General features: G+C 70.8%; 26 protein-coding genes. 1 reads left to right on the forward strand and 25 read right to left on the reverse strand.

The features are described from left to right. The 12 genes from ABZ135_RS22025 to ABZ135_RS22080 form a co-directional block, all read right to left on the reverse strand. Nucleotides 1-1713 carry a hypothetical protein gene (locus ABZ135_RS22025; RefSeq protein ID WP_356697911.1) on the reverse strand — a complete coding sequence of 571 codons (1713 nt, stop codon included), beginning with the start codon at nucleotides 1711-1713 and terminating at the stop codon, nucleotides 1-3. 146 nt (nucleotides 1714-1859) lie between these two features. Then, on the reverse strand, nucleotides 1860-2324 hold the full coding sequence (locus ABZ135_RS22030; protein ID WP_356697912.1) for a hypothetical protein: 465 nt from the start codon (nucleotides 2322-2324) through the stop codon (nucleotides 1860-1862). Continuing rightward, complete coding sequence (locus ABZ135_RS22035) at nucleotides 2321-2800, reverse strand: hypothetical protein (RefSeq protein WP_356697913.1); 480 nt, start codon at nucleotides 2798-2800, stop codon at nucleotides 2321-2323. Before ABZ135_RS22035 ends, ABZ135_RS22030 begins: the two co-directional genes overlap by 4 nt. Nucleotides 2801-2865: 65 nt before the next feature. After that, a complete protein-coding gene (locus ABZ135_RS22040) occupies nucleotides 2866-3300 on the reverse strand; it encodes a minor capsid protein (RefSeq protein WP_356697914.1) in 435 nt (144 codons plus the stop codon). Then, nucleotides 3290-3649: a minor capsid protein gene (locus ABZ135_RS22045; protein ID WP_356697915.1), complete on the reverse strand. Its 360-nt coding sequence runs from the start codon at nucleotides 3647-3649 to the stop codon at nucleotides 3290-3292. Before ABZ135_RS22045 ends, ABZ135_RS22040 begins: the two co-directional genes overlap by 11 nt. Further along, nucleotides 3646-3966 carry a hypothetical protein gene (locus ABZ135_RS22050; RefSeq protein WP_356697916.1) on the reverse strand — a complete coding sequence of 107 codons (321 nt, stop codon included), beginning with the start codon at nucleotides 3964-3966 and terminating at the stop codon, nucleotides 3646-3648. The genes ABZ135_RS22045 and ABZ135_RS22050 overlap by 4 nt, the downstream gene beginning before the upstream one ends. Beyond that, nucleotides 3960-4379: a hypothetical protein gene (locus ABZ135_RS22055; RefSeq protein WP_356697917.1), complete on the reverse strand. Its 420-nt coding sequence runs from the start codon at nucleotides 4377-4379 to the stop codon at nucleotides 3960-3962. The genes ABZ135_RS22050 and ABZ135_RS22055 overlap by 7 nt, the downstream gene beginning before the upstream one ends. Nucleotides 4380-4393: 14 nt before the next feature. Then, nucleotides 4394-4903: a hypothetical protein gene (locus ABZ135_RS22060; RefSeq protein ID WP_356697918.1), complete on the reverse strand. Its 510-nt coding sequence runs from the start codon at nucleotides 4901-4903 to the stop codon at nucleotides 4394-4396. Beyond that, a complete protein-coding gene (locus tag ABZ135_RS22065; protein ID WP_356697919.1) occupies nucleotides 4887-5198 on the reverse strand; it encodes a hypothetical protein in 312 nt (103 codons plus the stop codon). Before ABZ135_RS22065 ends, ABZ135_RS22060 begins: the two co-directional genes overlap by 17 nt. Before the next feature lies 1 nt (nucleotide 5199). After that, complete coding sequence (locus ABZ135_RS22070; protein ID WP_356697920.1) at nucleotides 5200-5565, reverse strand: hypothetical protein; 366 nt, start codon at nucleotides 5563-5565, stop codon at nucleotides 5200-5202. A gap of 13 nt (nucleotides 5566-5578) precedes the next feature. Further along, on the reverse strand, nucleotides 5579-6430 hold the full coding sequence (locus ABZ135_RS22075; protein WP_356697921.1) for a P22 coat protein - protein 5 domain protein: 852 nt from the start codon (nucleotides 6428-6430) through the stop codon (nucleotides 5579-5581). Nucleotides 6431-6452: 22 nt separating this feature from the next. Then, nucleotides 6453-7190 (reverse strand): hypothetical protein, encoded by a 738-nt coding sequence (locus ABZ135_RS22080; RefSeq protein WP_356697922.1) that lies wholly within the window; start codon nucleotides 7188-7190, stop codon nucleotides 6453-6455. A gap of 60 nt (nucleotides 7191-7250) precedes the next feature. Here ABZ135_RS22080 and ABZ135_RS22085 point away from each other — a divergent pair, with 60 nt between their 5' ends. After that, on the forward strand, nucleotides 7251-7442 hold the full coding sequence (locus tag ABZ135_RS22085) for a hypothetical protein (RefSeq protein WP_356697923.1): 192 nt from the start codon (nucleotides 7251-7253) through the stop codon (nucleotides 7440-7442). Here ABZ135_RS22085 and ABZ135_RS22090 read toward each other — a convergent pair. From ABZ135_RS22090 to ABZ135_RS22150, 13 genes are all read right to left on the reverse strand, one after another. Next, a complete protein-coding gene (locus ABZ135_RS22090) occupies nucleotides 7426-8544 on the reverse strand; it encodes a phage minor capsid protein (protein WP_356697924.1) in 1119 nt (372 codons plus the stop codon). The two genes, ABZ135_RS22085 and ABZ135_RS22090, sit on opposite strands and share 17 nt — an antisense overlap. Then, on the reverse strand, nucleotides 8504-10081 hold the full coding sequence (locus tag ABZ135_RS22095; RefSeq protein ID WP_356697925.1) for a phage portal protein: 1578 nt from the start codon (nucleotides 10079-10081) through the stop codon (nucleotides 8504-8506). Before ABZ135_RS22095 ends, ABZ135_RS22090 begins: the two co-directional genes overlap by 41 nt. Beyond that, entirely contained in the window at nucleotides 10081-10263 is a 183-nt protein-coding gene (locus ABZ135_RS22100; protein WP_356697926.1) for a hypothetical protein, read from the reverse strand. The genes ABZ135_RS22095 and ABZ135_RS22100 overlap by 1 nt, the downstream gene beginning before the upstream one ends. After that, nucleotides 10263-11546: a PBSX family phage terminase large subunit gene (locus ABZ135_RS22105; protein ID WP_356697927.1), complete on the reverse strand. Its 1284-nt coding sequence runs from the start codon at nucleotides 11544-11546 to the stop codon at nucleotides 10263-10265. The genes ABZ135_RS22100 and ABZ135_RS22105 overlap by 1 nt, the downstream gene beginning before the upstream one ends. Further along, the gene (locus ABZ135_RS22110; RefSeq protein WP_356697928.1) at nucleotides 11546-12082 is read right to left on the reverse strand and encodes a helix-turn-helix domain-containing protein; all 537 of its coding nucleotides are present in this window, start codon (nucleotides 12080-12082) and stop codon (nucleotides 11546-11548) included. Before ABZ135_RS22110 ends, ABZ135_RS22105 begins: the two co-directional genes overlap by 1 nt. 10 nt (nucleotides 12083-12092) lie before the next feature. Then, nucleotides 12093-13202, reverse strand: coding sequence for a hypothetical protein (locus tag ABZ135_RS22115; RefSeq protein ID WP_356697929.1), 1110 nt, complete (start codon nucleotides 13200-13202; stop codon nucleotides 12093-12095). A 156-nt stretch (nucleotides 13203-13358) separates the two neighbouring features. Further along, the gene (locus ABZ135_RS22120; protein ID WP_356697930.1) at nucleotides 13359-13934 is read right to left on the reverse strand and encodes a DUF4352 domain-containing protein; all 576 of its coding nucleotides are present in this window, start codon (nucleotides 13932-13934) and stop codon (nucleotides 13359-13361) included. Between the two features lie 336 nt (nucleotides 13935-14270). Further along, nucleotides 14271-14876 (reverse strand): hypothetical protein, encoded by a 606-nt coding sequence (locus tag ABZ135_RS22125; protein ID WP_356697931.1) that lies wholly within the window; start codon nucleotides 14874-14876, stop codon nucleotides 14271-14273. 2 nt (nucleotides 14877-14878) lie between these two features. Then, entirely contained in the window at nucleotides 14879-15325 is a 447-nt protein-coding gene (locus tag ABZ135_RS22130) for a hypothetical protein (RefSeq protein ID WP_356697932.1), read from the reverse strand. Continuing rightward, a complete protein-coding gene (locus ABZ135_RS22135) occupies nucleotides 15322-15807 on the reverse strand; it encodes a hypothetical protein (RefSeq protein WP_356697933.1) in 486 nt (161 codons plus the stop codon). The genes ABZ135_RS22130 and ABZ135_RS22135 overlap by 4 nt, the downstream gene beginning before the upstream one ends. After that, nucleotides 15804-16652: a protein transporter Sec31 gene (locus ABZ135_RS22140; protein ID WP_356697934.1), complete on the reverse strand. Its 849-nt coding sequence runs from the start codon at nucleotides 16650-16652 to the stop codon at nucleotides 15804-15806. Before ABZ135_RS22140 ends, ABZ135_RS22135 begins: the two co-directional genes overlap by 4 nt. After that, a complete protein-coding gene (locus tag ABZ135_RS22145; protein WP_356697935.1) occupies nucleotides 16652-16960 on the reverse strand; it encodes a hypothetical protein in 309 nt (102 codons plus the stop codon). Before ABZ135_RS22145 ends, ABZ135_RS22140 begins: the two co-directional genes overlap by 1 nt. Continuing rightward, nucleotides 16957-17532 carry an HNH endonuclease signature motif containing protein gene (locus ABZ135_RS22150; protein WP_356697936.1) on the reverse strand — a complete coding sequence of 192 codons (576 nt, stop codon included), beginning with the start codon at nucleotides 17530-17532 and terminating at the stop codon, nucleotides 16957-16959. Before ABZ135_RS22150 ends, ABZ135_RS22145 begins: the two co-directional genes overlap by 4 nt. Nucleotides 17533-17607 lie beyond the last annotated feature (75 nt).

Below are 17607 nucleotides of genomic sequence, written 5' to 3' on the forward strand. Positions count from 1 at the left end.
CTACCTCTGGCCGAAGGCCACTTGCACGTTGCCCCGGCCGGAGACCTGGACGATGTCGGTGATGACGTCCTTCAGGCCCGGGCCCCGGAGCTCGATGACGACCGGCTGCGGCGCCCCACCGCCGCCATGCGGCCCACCGGCGGTGGCCATCGGGCCCACCGCCATCCCCGGCAGGGCCGTGGTGATCCCGGCGAGCTGCCGCTGAAGCGCCGGCACCTGGGCGGCGATACCGCGCTGGAAGCCCGCGATCACCGACCGGCCGGCCGGGGTGAGCAGCTTCGCGTCCTTCTCCGGCGGTCCCTTCAGGTCGGGGATCATGCTGGTGATGCCGCCGAGGGTGGACCGCAGTGACCCGATCATGGACTGGATACCGGAGATGAAGCCGCGCAGCAGGGATTGGCCGGCGCCGTAGAGCGTGCCCGCCAGTCCGCCGAGCGCACCGCGCGCCCGTCCGGGGAGGCCACGGATCGCTCCGACCGCCATGTCCAGGCCGCGGCGGACCGCGCCCAGCATCCGGCTGGCGGCCGAGGTCGCCATGCCGGTGACCGCTGCGGGGAGCCCGGCGAGCGCGCGGGCCGACTTCCCGGGCAGGGACGCGAACCAGCGGACGATGGCGTTGACCAGGTCAGGGACGATGCTGTGGCCAACGAGGACGTCGTAGAGCCACTGAAATGCGCCGACGATCTTCTGTACGAAGCCGCGGATGGTGCCGTACAGCTCCGCCGTTCCGTGGATGAAGTAGCCGAGGCCGACCAGCGTCCACTCGATCAGCTTGCCGAGATCCCGCAGGGCATCGCCCAAGTTCTTCGGCTGCTTCCCGATGATCTCGAACATCCTGCCGAGGCCCGACCCGATGTGGCCGAGCATGTCCCGCAGGCCCTCGAAAACGGGCTCACTGCTCTTGAGCGCCGACGTGATGCCGGGCAGGAGGTTCTGGACCAGCTTGGTCAGGCCGTCGGTCAGCGGCTTCACCAGCGGCGCAGCGGCCGCGAACATCTGCTGCAGGGACGGCCCGAGGTCGACGACGGCGGCCTTCACGTCTTCCAGGGCGCGCAGCATCGGCGACTTCATCGGCCAGGCGGCCTCACGGAACACGCGCTTGGCGGTCTCCGCCAGGGAGGAAGCGGCCTTCTTGACCTCCGGCTCGTCCTTCAGGAGCGCCGCGCCCAGGCCGACTACTCCGATACCAGCGACCGAGATCACCAGACCGCCGAGGGCCGTCACCAGCAGCGGGCCGACCGTCGCGATGATGCCCGCGACGATGGCCGCCCCTATCGCCCCGACGTACGGGTTTGAGGACACCGACTGCGTGACCCGCTGGAGCCCGGACATGCCCGTCTCCACAGCCGTCCCGATGCCCGCCCGGATCGCGGACCCGATCCGCGACAGCATCCGCATCGCGAACCCGCTGCCGGCATCGTTGCCGATGCTGCCCGTGTCGCTGCGCAGCTCGCTGCGGAGGTTGCGCATACGGGACCGGACGTTCAGGATGAGGCGGCGCAGCCCCGCGTTGGAGCCGTTGGCCAGGCCGTCAGCGACGAGCTGGGCCATCACGCGAGTCTCATCGACGAAGCGCCCGTTCAAGGTCCGGAGGCGCCCGTTGACGTCGCGCTGGAAGCCGGCCAAGCGCAGGTCAGCTTCGGAGATGCCGTGTCGGAGTCCGTGGTCGTCCGCACGGATCAGGGCGACGAGTTCGCCCACGTTGAGGGCCATGGCGTCTCCTCTCGTGGGTCAGGCGCCGTGCAGCGCGAAGCGGATCTGGTCGGGGTCGTCGATGATCGCGATCTCGTCACCGGCCACCCGCAGGAACGCCGACTTCGCCGACAGGCCGCTCACGAGGGCGTAGAAGCGGCGGCGGGTCAGGCGCGCGATCTCGTGCGGGCCGAGCCGGTATTCGCGCTGGAAGTCGGCTTCGATCGCCCACCAGTACTTGCGGATGGCGACTTCGAGGCGGCTCGGCGCTGGGCCCGGTTCGGGGCTTTTCCCTCAGCGGCCTCCGCGGCCACGACCGCGTCGTACGCCTCCCGGAAGGACACCGGGGAGCCGGCGGCGTGGGCGGAGCCCCACGCGAGCGCCGTCTTCAGCTCCATGAGGCCCATGCCCGCGGCGATCCACTGGTCGAGCACGCCGTCACCGAAGAGCAGGGCGACCATCTCGTGGACCGCCTCGTCGGACGCGTCGTCCTCGATGGCCTTGAGGCGCTGCTCCATGACGAGCGGGATGTCCGTGGGGACGCGGACCGTGACACCGCGGATGACCTCGGTGCCCGTGCCGGTGACCTCGGTCCAGAAGGCGTCCCAGGACTCGTTCTTGCGCGCGGTCATGCCTTGACCGCCGTGGTGGTCGGGCCGGAGCGGGTCACGGTGACGGCCCAGGACTTGGGGTCGTTGTTGCCGCCGCCCTGCGTGCCGAGCTGGAACGACGCCTTGGCCCATACGGTCCAGTTGGTGTCGCCGGGAGCGGCGTACCGGAAGCCGGTGTGCGAGTTGGCGCCCAGCCGGGACGACTGCGCCTCGGCGAGCGCCTGTGCGGGATCCAGGGCCCCGGTAGACGGGTCCTTGAGGCGGAAACCCTCCAGGGTCAGCGCCATGCCTTCCTGCATGACCTGGTGCTCCGCACGGCCCTCGGAGCCGAAGGTGGTGGTGTCGGTCGTCTCGTATTCCGGTTCGAGGCTGAAGGTGTTGATGCCGCCCTCGCCCGTGCCGCCCTGGGCGGTGCGGAAAGCCACCCAGGTTCCGGGCGTGTTGTAGTCCTCGATCTCGAACTCGCAGTCGCGAGCGGAGTACTTCTGCGCTGCCATGTCTCCTCCAGGGCATGACGAAGAACCCGCCGCCGGAGGGGCGCGGGCAGTGCTGGTGGGGTGTGTCAGGGGCGGTGCATGGTCGGTTGCCGGATCTCCATCCGGAAGTTCACGACGTGCTCGTGCCGGCCGCTAGCGTCGACGCCGAGCGATCCAGGGGCGGCCTGGATGGCGACCGACAGGATCAGGTTGGTGCCATCCGGCAGGACGACGGGGCCCAAGCCGTGCAGGTGGGAGCGGATCGCGGCGCACCGGCGACGGGAGACCCGCGGGTCGGTGGTGCCGCGCACCCGGACCTGCACGCGCGGCTCGTCGTACGGCAGCAGCGAGTCGGACTCGGTCCGGTCGTCGTAGATCGACAGGGCGACGGCCTCGTCAGGGCCGGAGGGCATGGTCTCGATGAAGCAGTCCCCGGTGACTCCGCTCTCGTCGTAGGTGACGAGGCCGCGCTCTTCGAGGTAGCGGGCGAGGCCGTCGAGGAGTTCGGGCTCAGCGGCCACGGAACCACCTCCGGAGGTCGACCTGCATCATTCGCAGCACAACGTCCCGTTCCCGGTTCATCGGGATCTCCAGGTACTTCGCGCTCCTGCCCGGCAGGTGCTTCCAGCTCAATTCTTCGTGCTGGCGGCGGGCGTAGACCGTGTCGTACGTGACGGCGCCGTTGAGGCCGTCACGCACGACACGGCCGGAGCGCTCCAGGGTCCCCTCTTCGAGTGGGACGAGCTTGCGGGACTCGTTCAGGACATGCTCCAGGCCACGCTGAAGACCTTGGGCGGCAAGCCGGCGGCCGCGGGCGGTCCACTGGCGGCGGGCGTTGCCGGGGGTGAAGCGGGTGTACTGGGGGCTCACAGCAGATGCACCTCCACGTGGTCCGGGGTCGGCATGCCGCCGCCCGAGCGTTCCAGGCGGGCGATCACCCGAGTCACCCGGCCGTCCGGCAGTGTCACCCGCGACTCGGCCGGGCAGACCAGGCCCGGCCGGGCGTAGAACGTGCTGCTGGAGGTGACCTCCTGGCCCGTGGGGTCCCGTACGACGCGGGTCTGCTGGTCCAGAAAGCACCGCACCGTTGTCGCCGTGCCGTAGCTGGGGCCGTACGCGCTCGCGCCCGCGTACGGCTCCACCACCACCTCATGGCCGAGCATGAAGGCCGGCAGGGGCGTCAGCATGTCGTCACCGCCCCGACCCAGAGGATGTCCGGCGTGAGGTCCGACGAGCGGACCGCGTCCCACACGGCCGGGGCGATCTGCCGACCTGGCGCTTCGTCGCCGCTGGTCGCGGTGACCGACCGGGACAGCTTGGCCGTCCCGATCTCCACACTGCCCCAGCCGACCCCGGCCGCGCCGGTGACGTCGCCGACCTCGACACCCCACTCGACCTGTGCGCACGTCGCCTCGGCGAAGGCGGCGGCCACTAGGCTGTTGGTGGGCAGGCCGTCGTCGTCGACGTCATACCGGCACAGCCGGAACACCTGCGCGTCGAGGAACTTCGAGGCTCGGCGGAGGCGGACGTCGATGTCGGTCGGCGCCGCCTCCCCGGTGTACTCGGTGTACTGCGAGCTGGTGGCGTAGACACGCGCCACAGCCACCACCTCCCTCAGGCGGACGCGCCGACGATGACGATGTCGTACGAGACCGAGCTGCCGGCACCCGAGTTGGCGACCTTCAGCAAGTCCCCCGTGCCAGCCGTGACGGCCCAGGCGGTCGCCTGCGCAGCTCCGGAGATGGCGGCGAAGGTGTCGCCGGGCCGGAGCGTGATCGTGCCCGTCGCGTTAAACAGCGTGGCCCAGGCGTTGCTGGTGGCCGCGCCGATGACGACGTTGTTCGTGTTCGTCGACGCAGCGGAGACGAAGATTCCCTTGATCCGGGCGAAGGTGATTGCTTGCCCGTAGACGTCGGTGAGGACGCCGGCCAGGTCGAGATCCTCCGTCGCCGACGCCGCGAGCGTGCGCGTGTCGGCGAAGCGGAGGTCGGCCTTTCCGGCGGTCGTGCCGGACTCCAGGTGCACCCCGCGCCGCCACGACAGCGGATCGGAAGGCGTCGACAGGTCCGCCGTCTTCGTCAGCGTCGCCGAGACGGAGATCCCGAGATCACTCGTCAGAGCCATCGTCGCCTCCGTACAGCTCGACGAGGTCCGCCTTGGTCATGCCCTCGGCGTCCTCGGGGTCGGCGCCCTGGGCGACGGCCCAGCCGACCCACTCCGCCTTCGGAGCGTTCTTAGCGGGCGCCTCGGTGGGCGTGGCGGGCACGCTGTCGTCTGCCTGCTCGACGTACGGGGTGCCGTCCTCGTTGACGCGGCGGAGCAGGCCCTTGGTGAGCCGGTCCGCGATCGGCTCGGGCAGCGGCAGATCCATCGCGTGGACCCCGCCCCCTTCCCCGAGGAGGTAGATCGTCTCGGCCATGTCAGGTGTTCCTCGGGACGCGGAAGGCGGTCATGGTCATCGCGACCGAGGTCTCAACGATCAGCGAGCCGTCGGACTGGAGGAAACGGCCCGACTCGAACGGCCCGATCCACTGGGTGGCGCCGTTCGCGACCGTCACGGCGAGGTTGCCCTGACCGGCCGCGGCGGCCAGCGGCAGGGCCCCGGCGAGCACCGTCGCCGTGCCGGACCCGCCCGAGGCGTTGGACAGGCGGAGCATCGTGAGCTCCGGGCGCGCGGCCGAGACCTGGCCACCGTTCCCGGCGCCCGAGGACACCGCGGTGCCGGCCGGATCGGCCAGGCTGGAGTTGGGGACGAGGGCGCTGTAGGCGACAGCAGTGCGAGGCATGGGTCAGCTCCGATCAGGTCTGGGAGGCCAGCGCGGTGGCGATGGCGTCGGGGCGGATGACCTTGGCGCCGTACAGCGCGAGGCCCTTGATGGCGTCGGAGAACGACGACTCGGGGCGGTACGCCTCGGTCTTGTTGATCTGCTCGGCGAAGGACACTGCGGCGTTCGTGCCGGCCTGCACGACATAGTCGTCGCCGGTCGGGTTCGGGGCGTTGTTCGACACGAGGATGTCGAAGCCGGCGGCGCGGCCGACCAGGCCGTTGCGCAGGCCCTCGCTGGTGCCGGAGGCGTCGACGCGGATGAACCGGTCGTCGCGCAGGGCGCGGCCGTGGAGCCACGGCGGGATGACGCAGTAGCGGCCGGTGGCGGGGACGTTGGCCTCGTCGAGCTTGACCTTCAGCGGGACGAGGATGCTGTCGTAGAACGCGGTGGGCGTGCCGGTGGGGACGGCGACGGTGCCGAGCTGGTTCGCCGCCTGGGCCTGGGTGTAGAGGCTGGCGACGTACTGGTCGACCACGTCGGCGAGCGCGTACGCGGCCTCGCTGAGCGCCTGGGGCATGACGTCGCCCTTGGCCTGGCGGGCGTCGACGTCGTCGACCTTGAACGCGAAGTACTTGCACTGGTCGACGACCAGGGTGCGCTGCGCGTCGGTCAGCTCCTCAGGCGTGATCGTGGTCGAGTTCGGCACGTAGGTACCGATCGTCGGCCGGCTGATCGAGGTGATGCGGACGATGTCGCCGGCCTCGCGGATCTCGCCCTCGTAGTCGCGGTTGACGATGCCGGGGCCGGCGTAGATGAGGGACTTGCGCAGGGCGACGAGGAGCCTGGCGGACCAGATCTCCGGGCGGAAGCGGGTGATGGCCACGGTGGGCCCTCCTTATGTGGTGTCAGCCGCCGAGGAGGTTGCGGAGCAGGCCCTTGTCCTGGGCCTCCACGATCTGCTCGGGCGTCATGCGAGAGAGGTCGTCCTCGGTGAGTTGCCGAGGGTCGTTGCCGCCTCCACCAGAGAGGTCAGCGCCACCGCGCGCCGGGCCGGCCGGGGCTGCGGAGAGGGAAGGGTTGGCGGCGAGGGCCGCCTTGGCCGCGGCCACCAGGGCTGCGGAGTCGGTGGGGTCGATGTCCTTGATCGAGTCGAGGAAGGACACGGAGTCGCGGAGCGCGCCGGGGTTGGCGCCGTGCTCGGACGCGGTCTCGTAGAGGGCGGCGCGCAGGAGCGCGTCACGGCGCTCGGACTGCGCGGCAGTGAGGCTGGCCTGGAGCTGCTCGGCGTCGGGCTTGTCGCCGAGCTGGATGCCGGCGGCCTTGAGCTGGTCCATGAGGCTGGTGAAGCGGGCTTCCTGGGCTTGCTCGGACTCGCGGAGCTTGGTGCGCCACTGGGCGGCTTCCTTGCGGAGGCCGTCGACGTACGCGGCGTCGTACATCCGCGGCTGCTGTCCGGACGGGTCTCCGGACGGTCCGGACGGCTGTCCGCCCTGTTCAGCGGCGGCCGGGGCGGTGGGTGCCGGATCGGATCCGGAGGCGGCGCCGTCCCCTCCGTCGGCATAGAAGACCGGGGAGAAAGGGGCGCGGCCGTAGGGGTGGGCCCAGCCGGGCGTGTGGGCGCGGGTGAGGGAGCGAGCATGCATGGGATGCCCTCCTGGGGCGAATCGGCCCGCACCAGGCGGGCTGTGAACTAAGTTGCGCTCATGGCTATTTCGAACGCTGAACAGCAGCTCCGGGGCGAGGCCCGTACGGCCCTCCTGGAACAGATCAAGAAGTTGGCGGCCGAGTACGAAGACCCCGCCGCCCTGCTGCGACTGCCGAGGCGTACGCCCTGGTCTCGCAGGACCGAGCCGTCGGATCGGGTCGGGCCGTCGGCCTCTAGCGGGCGGAGCTGATCTGCTCCCGCGCGGGCTTTCTTCGCAGGTCGGGGTGCGCGGCCACGTGACTGCGCATCTCGGCCTGCCACTTCCGGACGAAGGCCCCGGCACGACGCCGGGCCTGCTCGTCCATGGCGGCCGCCTGAACACGCTTCCAACGGCGAATGTGCCGCTCGATTTCCCGCTGCCGCTGCGTGTCCTCGTACGACGTGCCTGGTGTCGCGTGGTGCGGCGGCCGGGTGGTCACCCCAGGTAGGAAGGCGCCCAGGGAGTGCCTGCAGTTCGGGTGGAAGAGCCCCGATCCTCTGGCTTCCGCCAGGGACCCGGCCACGTGCACCGCGACCGTCCTGCGGCCGTCCGCGTGCGGCTCGCGCACCGTGTGCGGGCCTGATGTGCTGCCGAGGGCGAGCACCTCGCCCTCCCAGGGGCGGCACAGGGGGCATTCCAGCGGTGCGTCGGAGACGATGACAAGGCCGACGCGGATCTCGGCGAGGGCGTCGATGTGTCCCTCGATGGCTGCACGTGCCGTCACGCTGCGCACGGCCATCTCTGCGTAGCTGGCCATGTCCCACCGGCGGCCTGCCGAGTCGACGAAGCCGGTGACGCCCTGCTGCGCGAACTGGTCCAACGCCCGCTGGCTGGCCTGCCGGCGGGTCATGCCGGTCAGGAGCTGGGTGCCGGAGGCCCGGCCGACGATCCGCCGGTAGATGTCGACCACAGCGCGGGTGATCCGGGCGTACATAGGCCGGGTGTCGTGCGCCATCGAGGCGGCGAGCCGGTCGACCGCGGGCGCCCCGGGCAGGGTGTTGCGGGCGACGAGTTCCCGGCCGATGTCCAGCGCCCCCAGCTCGGCTACGGCGGCCTGGCGGCCGCGGTTGTAGGCGGTCACCAGGGCGTGGCGTACGGTGCCGGTGGTGTCGGTCTGGAGGGCGTCCGCGACCTGCTCGACGGCGGCCCGGAGGTTGCCGATCGACGCGAGTTTGAGCTCGGCCCACCTGGGGCTGTCGATGTCTGCCTCCAGGGCGGCCGCGAGCAGCTCCAGGAGGGCCGTCTCGGCGTCCCGGTACAGGGCGCCTACCTCATGGGCGAGATCCTCCGCCATCGCTGGGGAAACCGGCATCGCTCGGGCCCTCCGCTCCGGTCAGTGTCGGGTCGGCGACCAGCCGGCCGGTCTCTTCGAGGATCCGGTCGACCTCTGCTTCGACGTCTGCGTCCTCCCAGTCCGGGTGCAGCATCCGTACGAGGGTGTCGCGGGACGCGGCCTCGGCGCGGTTCAGGAACTCGGCCGTCTCGGCGAGGGTCTTGGGGTCCTCGCTGATGGAGTCGCCGAACTCGATCGTCGGCGGGCCCACCGTCACGCCTGTGCTGTATACGGCCTTGTCGATGGCAAGGAGCGTCTCCACGGCCTCGACGAGCGCGGGCCGCCAGTACACGATCTTCCGGTTGCGGGTCGTGAACGACATCCGGTTCCGTGACACGACCTCCGTCGCGGTGACCGCGGCGTCGCCCTGCTCGCCGAAGGTCTGGGCGGAGTAGCCGGCCGAGCGGAGGATCTGCTCCAGGAGATCCTGCGCGGTGTCGCGGTGCTCGGTGACCCGAATATCAAACTGCACTGCCTCGATCGTGGCGCCGTCGCCGGCGCGGGGCAGCAGGTTCAGCGGAGAGTAGACCCGCCGGTCGGGGTCCCAGGTGGCGCCCTTGCCGGGCCCGTTGGACTCCAGGTAGGCGCCAGGGACGATGATCCGGCCCTTGCCGAGCTCGATGTCCCGCATCCACGAGGAGTACACCTCGTCGAGCGCGTCGAGCAGGGGTTCCGTTCCGGCGATGTCCGGGCGGCCGAGGTGCGTCGCGGCGGGGTTGCCGCGCCACAACCGGTTGGGCCTCATGTTGGGCACGTAGACGGCGGTGAGCTTGGTGATGCCGGTCGGGATGGCGTCGCCGGACGGGCCGAGGGCACGGGCGATGCCTGCGGTGGCGGGGTGATCGGTCAGCGGGACACGGACGCCGAGCTGGTCGCGTGTGCCCTGGTAGAGGCCGTGGAGGATGTAGCCGGGTTCGTGCTTCTCCAGGTGGCGCAGGACGCGGTCGCCGTCGGCCTCCAGGATCCGCCAGAACGTGACGGCGCTTAGCCTGCCCCACTGCCATTCGGGCACGGCGTGCGTGGCCGGGTGGGCGTCGAGCCACGGCGCCGGGTACGTCTCGCGGTCCCAGACGACCCGCAGGTACACGCCGCCGAGCGCGGCCGCGAGTTCTGCGGCCTCCAGGAGGGTGCCGTGCAGGCCGTCGTCGACGATCTCCTTCAGCCGGGCGGTGGTGGTTGTGTCGCCTGCGGTGACGGTCGGCGGCTCCGAGAACAGGAGCGATGCCGAGGTGACCGCGATGTCGGAGGCGATCGGCACGTGCAGCTTCGAGCGCTTCTCGCCGGAGGGGGTGGGCTGGCCCCAGAACCACCGCTCGACCGCGCGGCCGACGGCGCCGCGCCAGCCGCCACGCTCCGATGAGAAGAACCCGGTGCCACCCGGGTCGGTGCCGCCGCCGTAGACCGCGGAGAGGGCGTTCGGGTCGCCGCAGTACCAGGCGTCCCATACGGTCAGCTTGTCGCGGACCGGGTCGAGCGCAGCCGGCGGCCACTGTTCGTTGCCGGAGGGCAGGGGCATCAGGTGTCCTCCTGCTCTGGGGCGTCGAAGGCGTCGGCAGCGGCGCGGAGCAGCGCAGCGAAGGCGGACCGGTCGAAGGCGATTGTGCCGTCGCCGTTGACGGGGATCTCGATGCAGCCGATCTCCACCTCGGCGCTCCCACCGAGGCGCATGTAGACGGGCATGTTCACCTGCGCAGCCATCAGGCAGCCACCTCCAGGGTCGGGATGTGTGGCCGCCACAGGGCCTCGGTCGTGCGCACCCCGTACCGCAGGGCGTCGCAGGAGTGGTCATCGATCTTGATCGGCTTGTCCTCGCCCCTCTCCGCCGCCTCGTCGTCCCAGGAGTAGCCCGGGAGTTCGTCGATGAGGCCGGTCGCGGAGGCGTGGATGAACAGCCGGTCGGAGGCGAGGAGGTTCGCGACGCCGCGGATGCCGTCGAGGACCGTATTGTCAGCGGGGGTGACGCCGCTGACGCCGTCGCGGTGGAGCTGCTCGATGAAGCTCGCGGCGGACGGGTCGACGACGGTCCACTCCGGGCGGACGCCGAGCACGTTCCCCGCCTGCGGTTGGGGGACGGAGGCGAGCCAGCGGCGGCGGGCGGCGGAGTACTCGGCGTCGGTGAGCTGCCGGCGGGTGGCCCGGGAGTCGTGTCGGTACTCCGAGACCACGTACAGCCCGGCGCGGCCCTGGTTGTCGCGGCCGAGGCCGATCAGCAGGTCCGCAAAGGGGTTGACGGTGCCGTAGTCGATCGCGTCGCACAGCCAGCGTTCGATGTGCGGGAGCTCCCGGACGACGTGCCGCTCGGCGTCGAACATCTCGTAGATCGCGCCCTCGCTCTGGACCCAGTGCCCAAGGATGAACCGCCGGTACCAGAGGCCGACATACTCAGCCTTCAGGGAGGCGACGTACGCGGCAGGAAGGGACGGGTTGTCGTCGAGGGTGAACTGCCAGTGCCTCAGGTCGAGGGCGCCGGCCCGGTTGATGAACTCCTTCCGGAGCCAGTGGCCTGGGTTGTCCGGGTTGGTGGTCGCGAACAGGCGTGCATCGTCCACCGACAGACGGCCGAGGAGCTGGTTCCAGAACCCGCGCGGCACGAGGGTGGCCTCGTCGACGTAGGCGAGGCACGCTGTGAGGCCACGGAGCCTGCCCTCGGCGCGGGAGTCGGCCGCGCCGATCAGGTGGATGGTGCGGCCGAGGACGACGGCCGTGGTGGCGCCACGGGTGTGCTGCACCAGACGGGCCACGGGGCCGAACAGCTTCTCGTCCTGAAGGGGGTCGAGGACGTTGCGCTCAATCGTCTGGAGCGACCTGCCAACGATCACGATCAGCCCGGACGACGGGGCGCTTGCGACCGCAATCAGGAAGGCGATCAGACTCGCGATCGTCTTCCCGGACCGGATCGCGCCGTGCCACAGGTTGATGCGGGCGGTCGCGTGGGCGATGCTCCGGATCTGCTTCGCGGAGAGCGGCAGGGAGTCGAGCATCAACCCTCCCCGGTGTCGTCCTCCACGGGGCCGGCCGCCTGACGGAAGGCATCGGACAGGTTCATCAGCAGCGACGTGGCGCCTGCGACGCCAGGGTCGCCTTCGAGGGCTTCGAGGCGGGACGCAGCGGTGATCGCGGTGCTGATGCCGCTGATCAGGGCGCGCCGGTCCTGAGCGGGAAGGCGTTCGGCGGCGAAGTGCACGGCCTGGCCGGCGGACACCTCGACGAGGCCGTAGGCGTCGGGCTTCTTCAGGTAGGTGAGGTCGGCCTCGATGACGTCGTAGAGCTGGGCGACGATGTTGGCGCGGCGGGCGCGGGCGTCGATGACCTTGGCTTCGGTGGCGATGGCGGTCGCGGTGCGGTCGAAGGACAGGCCCAGCTCCTGGGCGACCTCGGAGACGACGCGGCCGCCGCGGTTGATGCGGCGGGCGATCTCGTTGCGGCCGTGGCCTTCGGCGTGGAGGCGCCGGATCTCGGCGCGCTCGTCTTCGGTGACGCGCGGGTTGTGGTCGTCGTCGGCGTACTGGTTCGTCACCGGGCACCTCCTACGCGGGCTGGGGGCCGATGTTCTCCAGGAGCATCACCCAGGGGTACGTGGTGTTGGCGTACACGCGTCCGGCGCTGGTGCCCTGGTGGACGAGGGCAACAGTGGCCAGGCCAGCGTTGAGGTGGCCGGAGGCGACGGTGAACATGGTTGCCGTGGCGGCCTTGGAGAACGCAGTGCTGGGGTAGAGCCACGGCGCGCCTTCGGCGAGGGCGCTGGACGTTCCCGAGGCGTCGTAGAGGGCGATGGCGCCCGCGCTGGAGAGCAGCGCAAGGTCCAGGAAGTGGCCGCCGTTGTACATCATGCCGAGATAGACGCGGATGCGGTCTCCGGCCACTGCGGCAATGGAGCACTGAAGCGGAGTGCCGACCGAGGAGGTGACGATGGTCCACGTTGGTGCCGAGGCGAGGTCGGTGACGGCGCCGTCGGTGATCCGTGCCTTCGCCGTACGGATGCTTGTTCCGCCGGAGCCGAAGCGCGGGTCGTCGCCGGCGGCGACGGTGCCAGCGGTGGTGCCGACGTTCCGGGTGGCGGAGGTGCCGAGGCCGAGGTTCGTGCGGGCGGTCGCGGCGTTGGCGAGGTCGGACAGGTTGGACGTCTTGGCGGCGAACTGGCCGGTGGCCCAGGTGCGGTCGCCGTGCGGGTCGGGTGCGGCTGCGTGGGTGGCGACCGTTCCCTCAGGCTCGGCGTCCACGTCCGCGTACGTCAGGACGACCACGCCCGTCTTCCCGTTCACGGAGGACACCGCGCCGCTGCCTGCGGTCCCGCCGTCCGGGGCGGGGACGGGAATCAGGCTGGAGATGTCGACCGTGCCGGATCCGGTGACGTAGGCCCAGAACTGGATCCGCGGGGCGTTGTCGGGCTCGATGCTGAAAAACCAGCGCCAGCCGGCCGGGCCGATCCCCGCCGCGTCGTTGGGGAGCAGCTCGACGGAGAAGGTGCCGTTGGTGAACTGGGTGGTGCCGCCGCCTGCATAGATGGCCTTGCGGCTGGTGTCGACGAGGTACGACGACGGGGTGGCGACGAACCGGCCGGTGACCGGGCCGCCACCGACGGCGTTGGGGAGGGTGCCGGTGAGGGTGATGGTGGGGGTGCCGACGGGGAAGGGCATGGGCACCTCCGGAAGTTGGGCCGCCGTCCGGTCGCTGACGTCGCAGGGGCCCGTGGTCCCCTGGAGGCTCTCTACGCCCCATCGCCGGACGGCGGGGTCTAAGAAGGCCCGTCCGCTACGGGGGATGAGCGGACGGGCCAGTCTGATGGGTGGGGGCTACTTCACGGACCACTGCCCGGTGTTGTTCGAGAACCCGGAGTTCATCGTGAACTGCACGCTGGCGATCTTCGACGCCTTCGGTACCTCGAAGACGATCCACCCGAGGGCCTTCTCACCCTTCGGGAGCTTCACGGCAGAGGCCATCGATGGGCCGGCGGTGATGTCTCCGAAAGTGGACATGAACCGCTGTCCCTCGGCGTCGGCGACCTGGGCTCCATTGCCCGGGCTGTCGTCGTAGATCTTGCTGCCGGTGTTGACGAGCTCGAACTGGGCAGCGACCCAGCGCATGCCGTCCTGCGGACTCATGAACTCGTCCTTGGACTTGGCGGGGTCGGCCCACTTCTTGAGCGTGACGGCGAGCTGCTCCCCTTCGCTGTTGCCCTTGAGCGTGAGGGTGTCGCCGATGCCGGCGTCCTTCTTGGGGGCTACGCTGCTGGGCTTGGCGGCCGGCGCGCTCGTGGGGGCGGCGGTCTTCTTGTCTGGGGTGGTGGTGACGCCGGAGTCGGGGCCGCAGGCTGTGAGGCCCAGGGCCGCAACTACCAGGGTGGCGACGATGGTGGTGCGGGTGCGCATGGGTAATCCCCCTGTCGTAGGTGGAGGGGATTGTTCCTGCTGTGGTGGGGGTGTGGCGGCGGGGTGTCTGAACCGTGACATCCGGTCAGCCGTCCTGTTTCCGGGCACGCCGGATCTGCCGACCATGATGGGGCACGATCCCCGGTTTTGCAACTAGGTGCAAAAGGAAGCCCCGCCGGGCGCTGTTCCGGCGGGGCTGGGTCCTCCGTCCCGGGGGCCGAGGCTGTAGCGGCCTCAGCGGACGGATGTTGATGCCTTCACGGTACGCCCAAGCGCTGACAGTTCAGTGGCCGCAGCGGGGCTTGGTCCACCACGCACACGTCTCGCAGTACTCCATCAGGCCACCTCCTCCGCGTGCTGCTTGTCACCGGGCCGGAAGAGGACCGCGCCCCAGTCGAACCGGCGGCTCGTGTTGTTGTTGTCGTTCTGACCTGCGGCAACAACGCCAACAGGCGGGTCGGAAGCAGGGGAGGGGAGGGGCGGGAAGTGCTCGGCCTTCACGCCCGTGGAGGAGCCGCGGCCCTTCATGCGACACGGCTCGGTCGGGATCCCGGCCTCGGTGAGGGCGGCGCGGGTGGCGTCCGCGGTGATGCCGAGGTGGTCGGCGAGGGCGGCCACGTGGGCGTGCGGTGTGCCGATCTCGTGCAGGGCGTGGGCGAGTTCGTCGACGGTCGGCCCGGTCCGGGTCCCGGCCGTCTCCTCATCGGCTGGCGGTTGCTCCCCCGGCTTGATCGAGGGGTGGCGGAGCCCGAGGACGATGGCACCGGCGAACCAGCCGCCGGCTGCGGAGCCGACGATGGCGGTGGTCCACGGCAGGCCCTTGGTGAACCCGGCGGCAAGCAGGAGGGCGACGCTGCGGGGCAGCGGTCCCCCGCGGATCCAGGTGGCGATGCGGCGGCAGATGAGGGTGGAGCCGTCCCAGATAGCGATCCAGATGCGCATGGTCAGCTCCCGAACGAGGCGAGGATTCCGGCGATCACGTCGCTGGGGATGGCCCAGATGGAGCCGGTGCCGGCGGCAGGCCAGACGAATCCGGCGATGACGCCGAGCGTGGCGCCGAAGACGGGGGTGAGGGCGGCGAACAGGAAGATGATCAGGATGATGGCTGCGACCGCGCCGAGGCCGACGTCGCCGAACGGGCCGTCGGCGCCCTGCCCGACGCCGACCCCTTGGAGGCCCTGCCCGACGACTTGCTCGGGCTTGGCCCACATCTTCCCGGCTCCGGCCGCCGCGGTGGCGGCGATGAACCCGACATACGCGGCCGGGGAGGAAGTCAGCTTGACCCGACCGTTCCCGCGGACGCCGAGGACCAAGACGATGGCGACGGCGAGGGCGATGCCGCCGGTGCCGAGGGGGCCGAAGGGGCCGCCAGACGCGGCGAGGGTGATCACAGGGCTGCTCCCGGGGCGTGGAGGGCGAGCGCGACAAGGACGGTCGCAGAGGGGATGTGTGCGGCCCAGTCGGCAGCCAGGTGGACCTCTTCGACGGCGGCGCGCGGGACGAGCAGGAGGGCCTTGGTGGCGCCGTACCAGGTGACGAGCCACAGCAGGAGGGCGAACCCGACGGCGCCGGGCCCGGCGTCGGTGAGCTGGTGCTGGGTGACGGGGCCGAGGCCGGTGAGGTAGTAGCCGAGGGCGCCGGCGGTGCCGCGCCGAAGGACCCACCAGCGGATGCGGGCCTTTCGGTCGCTGGTGGGGGCGGGCGGGGCGGTGGGCTGGATGGTGACCTGGACGCCGGGCTGCGCCGGCTCCGGCTCGGCCGGTGTGGCCGGGGCGGAGTCCTTGCGGATGGACCACCAGCGCGGCTCGCTGGATGCGGGGGTCTGCTCCCAGTCCCCTGCGGCCTGCCAGTCGTACGGCTGCTGGCCCATCATGCGGTCCTCCGGAGGCTCCGGAGGGTCCGGGCGACGGACTCCTCCTTGGCGTTGGCGTCGACGACCTTGCGGACGTAGCGGACGACGGCGTCCTGGTCGGTGATGCCGCAGGAGAGGGCTGTCCGGACGGCTTCCGCCATGGTCACGGGCCCGGAGGCGGGGAGCTCCGGGGTAGCTTCCGGAGTCTCCGCCTCGTTCTCCGGAGTATCCGGAGCCGTGTCCGGAGACGTCCGGAGGGCGGCCTCCTCGGCGGCGACGAGGCCGCGGGCACGGGTGAGCTCACGGCGGATGGGGACCATGGCCATCTGTCCGCCGACCTCGGCTCGCTGGGCGTCCACCCACTGCTGGGTCAGCGGGTCGAGCGGGATGGCGTGATGGGCGAGAACGATGGTCCACAGGCCCTTCGCGAGGCCGGAGACGGTGGCGCCGACGACGCCGATGACGAGCTGTCCCTCGACGTACCCGTGGACGCCGACGGCGGTCATGGCGAGGGTGAGGGCGATCCATCCGGCGCGCCGCGGGAGGGCGGCGCGGGCGGGGTCGTAGCGGGCGAGCCACTCCAGGGCCATGCACGAGATCCAGACGAGGTCGAAGACTCCGGCTGCGGCGTAGGCGGCGGGGGTGATGACGACGATGTCGAGGAGGGCGCCGATGCTGGCGGTGGACCAGGCGATCGAGGCGAGCCCGATGCCGGCGGCGGCTGCGGTGACGGCGGTGCGGACGAGATTGTCCCAGTCGCGCGGGGGGACGGGGATCTGGACGTGGTGGGGCTCGTCGACCATGACGGTCTTGCCATCGATGGTGTGGGGGATCTTGTGGGTCTGGACGATGGTGCGGGTGCGCATCAGGCGGTGGCCTTTCCGGCGGCGCGGAACAGGATCTGGGCGTACTCGCCGCGGGTGACCTGCCAGTCGACGTTGGGCATGAGGGCCTGGGCAGCGGTGGCGACCTGCTCGCCGTACAGGCCGCGGCCGTAGAGGCGGGCGGCGACGGCGAACGGCTCGTCGGCCCAGATCTGGGCGGCGAGGCCCTGCCAGGGCTTGATGTCGTTGAGTTCCTGGGCGATGGAGTGGATGACGGCGCGGGCGTGGTCGTCCAGGCGGGACTGGCGGAGGGCTTCGTCCTGCTGGGTGAGGTGGGTGCGTCGGCTCACTTCATCGCCTCCTCGTGATCGCGCTGCTGCCTGGGCTCCGGCTCGGGAGTACGGCCCGCAGCCTTGGCCGCGATGACGCGCTCGCGCCAGCGGGTGCAGGTACGGCACTCCCTCTTGCCCTCTGCGCGGGGGATGAGGTTGGAGCTGGTGAGCTCGTGGCCGCGGTCGCAGTGGGTCTTGCGGGCGTTGATGGCCGCGAGGGCGACGGGCGAGCGGCGAACGTTCGTCCTGCAGCTCACGGCGTCGAGGTGTGCGGGATTGCAGCAGGCGCGGTTGCGGCAGAGGTGGTCCAGGTGGAGACCCTGCGGGATGGGACCGTAGTGCAGCTCGTACGAGACGCGGTGGGTGTACCAGTCGCGGCCACTGAAGCGGAGGTTGCCGTAGCCGTTCGGCAGCTTCCGGCCGGTCCACTCCCAGCATCCGCGCTTGTTCTGGTCGATCTTCTTCCAGAAGAGTCGGTTGACCTGCTCGGCGCTGAAGTGGAAGGGCTTGCCACGGAACGTAACGGTGCGGCTGAGAGGGAAGGGTATGGCCCTCGGCGTAGCGGGGGGTCCGCCAGTAAAGTCGGTCACGCTTGCTCCTGTGTGCTCAGGGGTGGGCGCGCCCCGGCCGGGCCTTCACACACCGGTCGGGGCGACTTGTTGGTG

Origin of the sequence: Streptomyces sp. NPDC006339, from assembly GCF_040612775.1 — a bacterium.
In the GTDB taxonomy this organism is placed as follows: Bacteria; Actinomycetota; Actinomycetes; order Streptomycetales; family Streptomycetaceae; genus Streptomyces.

Excerpts from the sequence above, each read along its gene's own strand:
- ABZ135_RS22025 (WP_356697911.1), bottom strand. The coding sequence starts at position 1,713 with ATGGCCCTCAACGTGGGCGAACTCGTCGCCCTGATCCGTGCGGACGAC.
- ABZ135_RS22030 (WP_356697912.1), bottom strand. The coding sequence starts at position 2,324 with ATGACCGCGCGCAAGAACGAGTCCTGGGACGCCTTCTGGACCGAGGTC.
- ABZ135_RS22035 (WP_356697913.1), bottom strand. The coding sequence starts at position 2,800 with ATGGCAGCGCAGAAGTACTCCGCTCGCGACTGCGAGTTCGAGATCGAG.
- ABZ135_RS22050 (WP_356697916.1), bottom strand. The coding sequence starts at position 3,966 with ATGCTGACGCCCCTGCCGGCCTTCATGCTCGGCCATGAGGTGGTGGTG.
- ABZ135_RS22060 (WP_356697918.1), bottom strand. The coding sequence starts at position 4,903 with ATGGCTCTGACGAGTGATCTCGGGATCTCCGTCTCGGCGACGCTGACG.
- ABZ135_RS22065 (WP_356697919.1), bottom strand. The coding sequence starts at position 5,198 with ATGGCCGAGACGATCTACCTCCTCGGGGAAGGGGGCGGGGTCCACGCG.
- ABZ135_RS22070 (WP_356697920.1), bottom strand. The coding sequence starts at position 5,565 with ATGCCTCGCACTGCTGTCGCCTACAGCGCCCTCGTCCCCAACTCCAGC.
- ABZ135_RS22080 (WP_356697922.1), bottom strand. The coding sequence starts at position 7,190 with ATGCATGCTCGCTCCCTCACCCGCGCCCACACGCCCGGCTGGGCCCAC.
- ABZ135_RS22085 (WP_356697923.1), top strand. The coding sequence starts at position 7,251 with ATGGCTATTTCGAACGCTGAACAGCAGCTCCGGGGCGAGGCCCGTACG.
- ABZ135_RS22090 (WP_356697924.1), bottom strand. The coding sequence starts at position 8,544 with ATGCCGGTTTCCCCAGCGATGGCGGAGGATCTCGCCCATGAGGTAGGC.
- ABZ135_RS22095 (WP_356697925.1), bottom strand. The coding sequence starts at position 10,081 with ATGCCCCTGCCCTCCGGCAACGAACAGTGGCCGCCGGCTGCGCTCGAC.
- ABZ135_RS22100 (WP_356697926.1), bottom strand. The coding sequence starts at position 10,263 with ATGGCTGCGCAGGTGAACATGCCCGTCTACATGCGCCTCGGTGGGAGC.
- ABZ135_RS22105 (WP_356697927.1), bottom strand. The coding sequence starts at position 11,546 with ATGCTCGACTCCCTGCCGCTCTCCGCGAAGCAGATCCGGAGCATCGCC.
- ABZ135_RS22115 (WP_356697929.1), bottom strand. The coding sequence starts at position 13,202 with ATGCCCTTCCCCGTCGGCACCCCCACCATCACCCTCACCGGCACCCTC.
- ABZ135_RS22120 (WP_356697930.1), bottom strand. The coding sequence starts at position 13,934 with ATGCGCACCCGCACCACCATCGTCGCCACCCTGGTAGTTGCGGCCCTG.
- ABZ135_RS22125 (WP_356697931.1), bottom strand. The coding sequence starts at position 14,876 with ATGCGCATCTGGATCGCTATCTGGGACGGCTCCACCCTCATCTGCCGC.
- ABZ135_RS22135 (WP_356697933.1), bottom strand. The coding sequence starts at position 15,807 with ATGATGGGCCAGCAGCCGTACGACTGGCAGGCCGCAGGGGACTGGGAG.
- ABZ135_RS22140 (WP_356697934.1), bottom strand. The coding sequence starts at position 16,652 with ATGCGCACCCGCACCATCGTCCAGACCCACAAGATCCCCCACACCATC.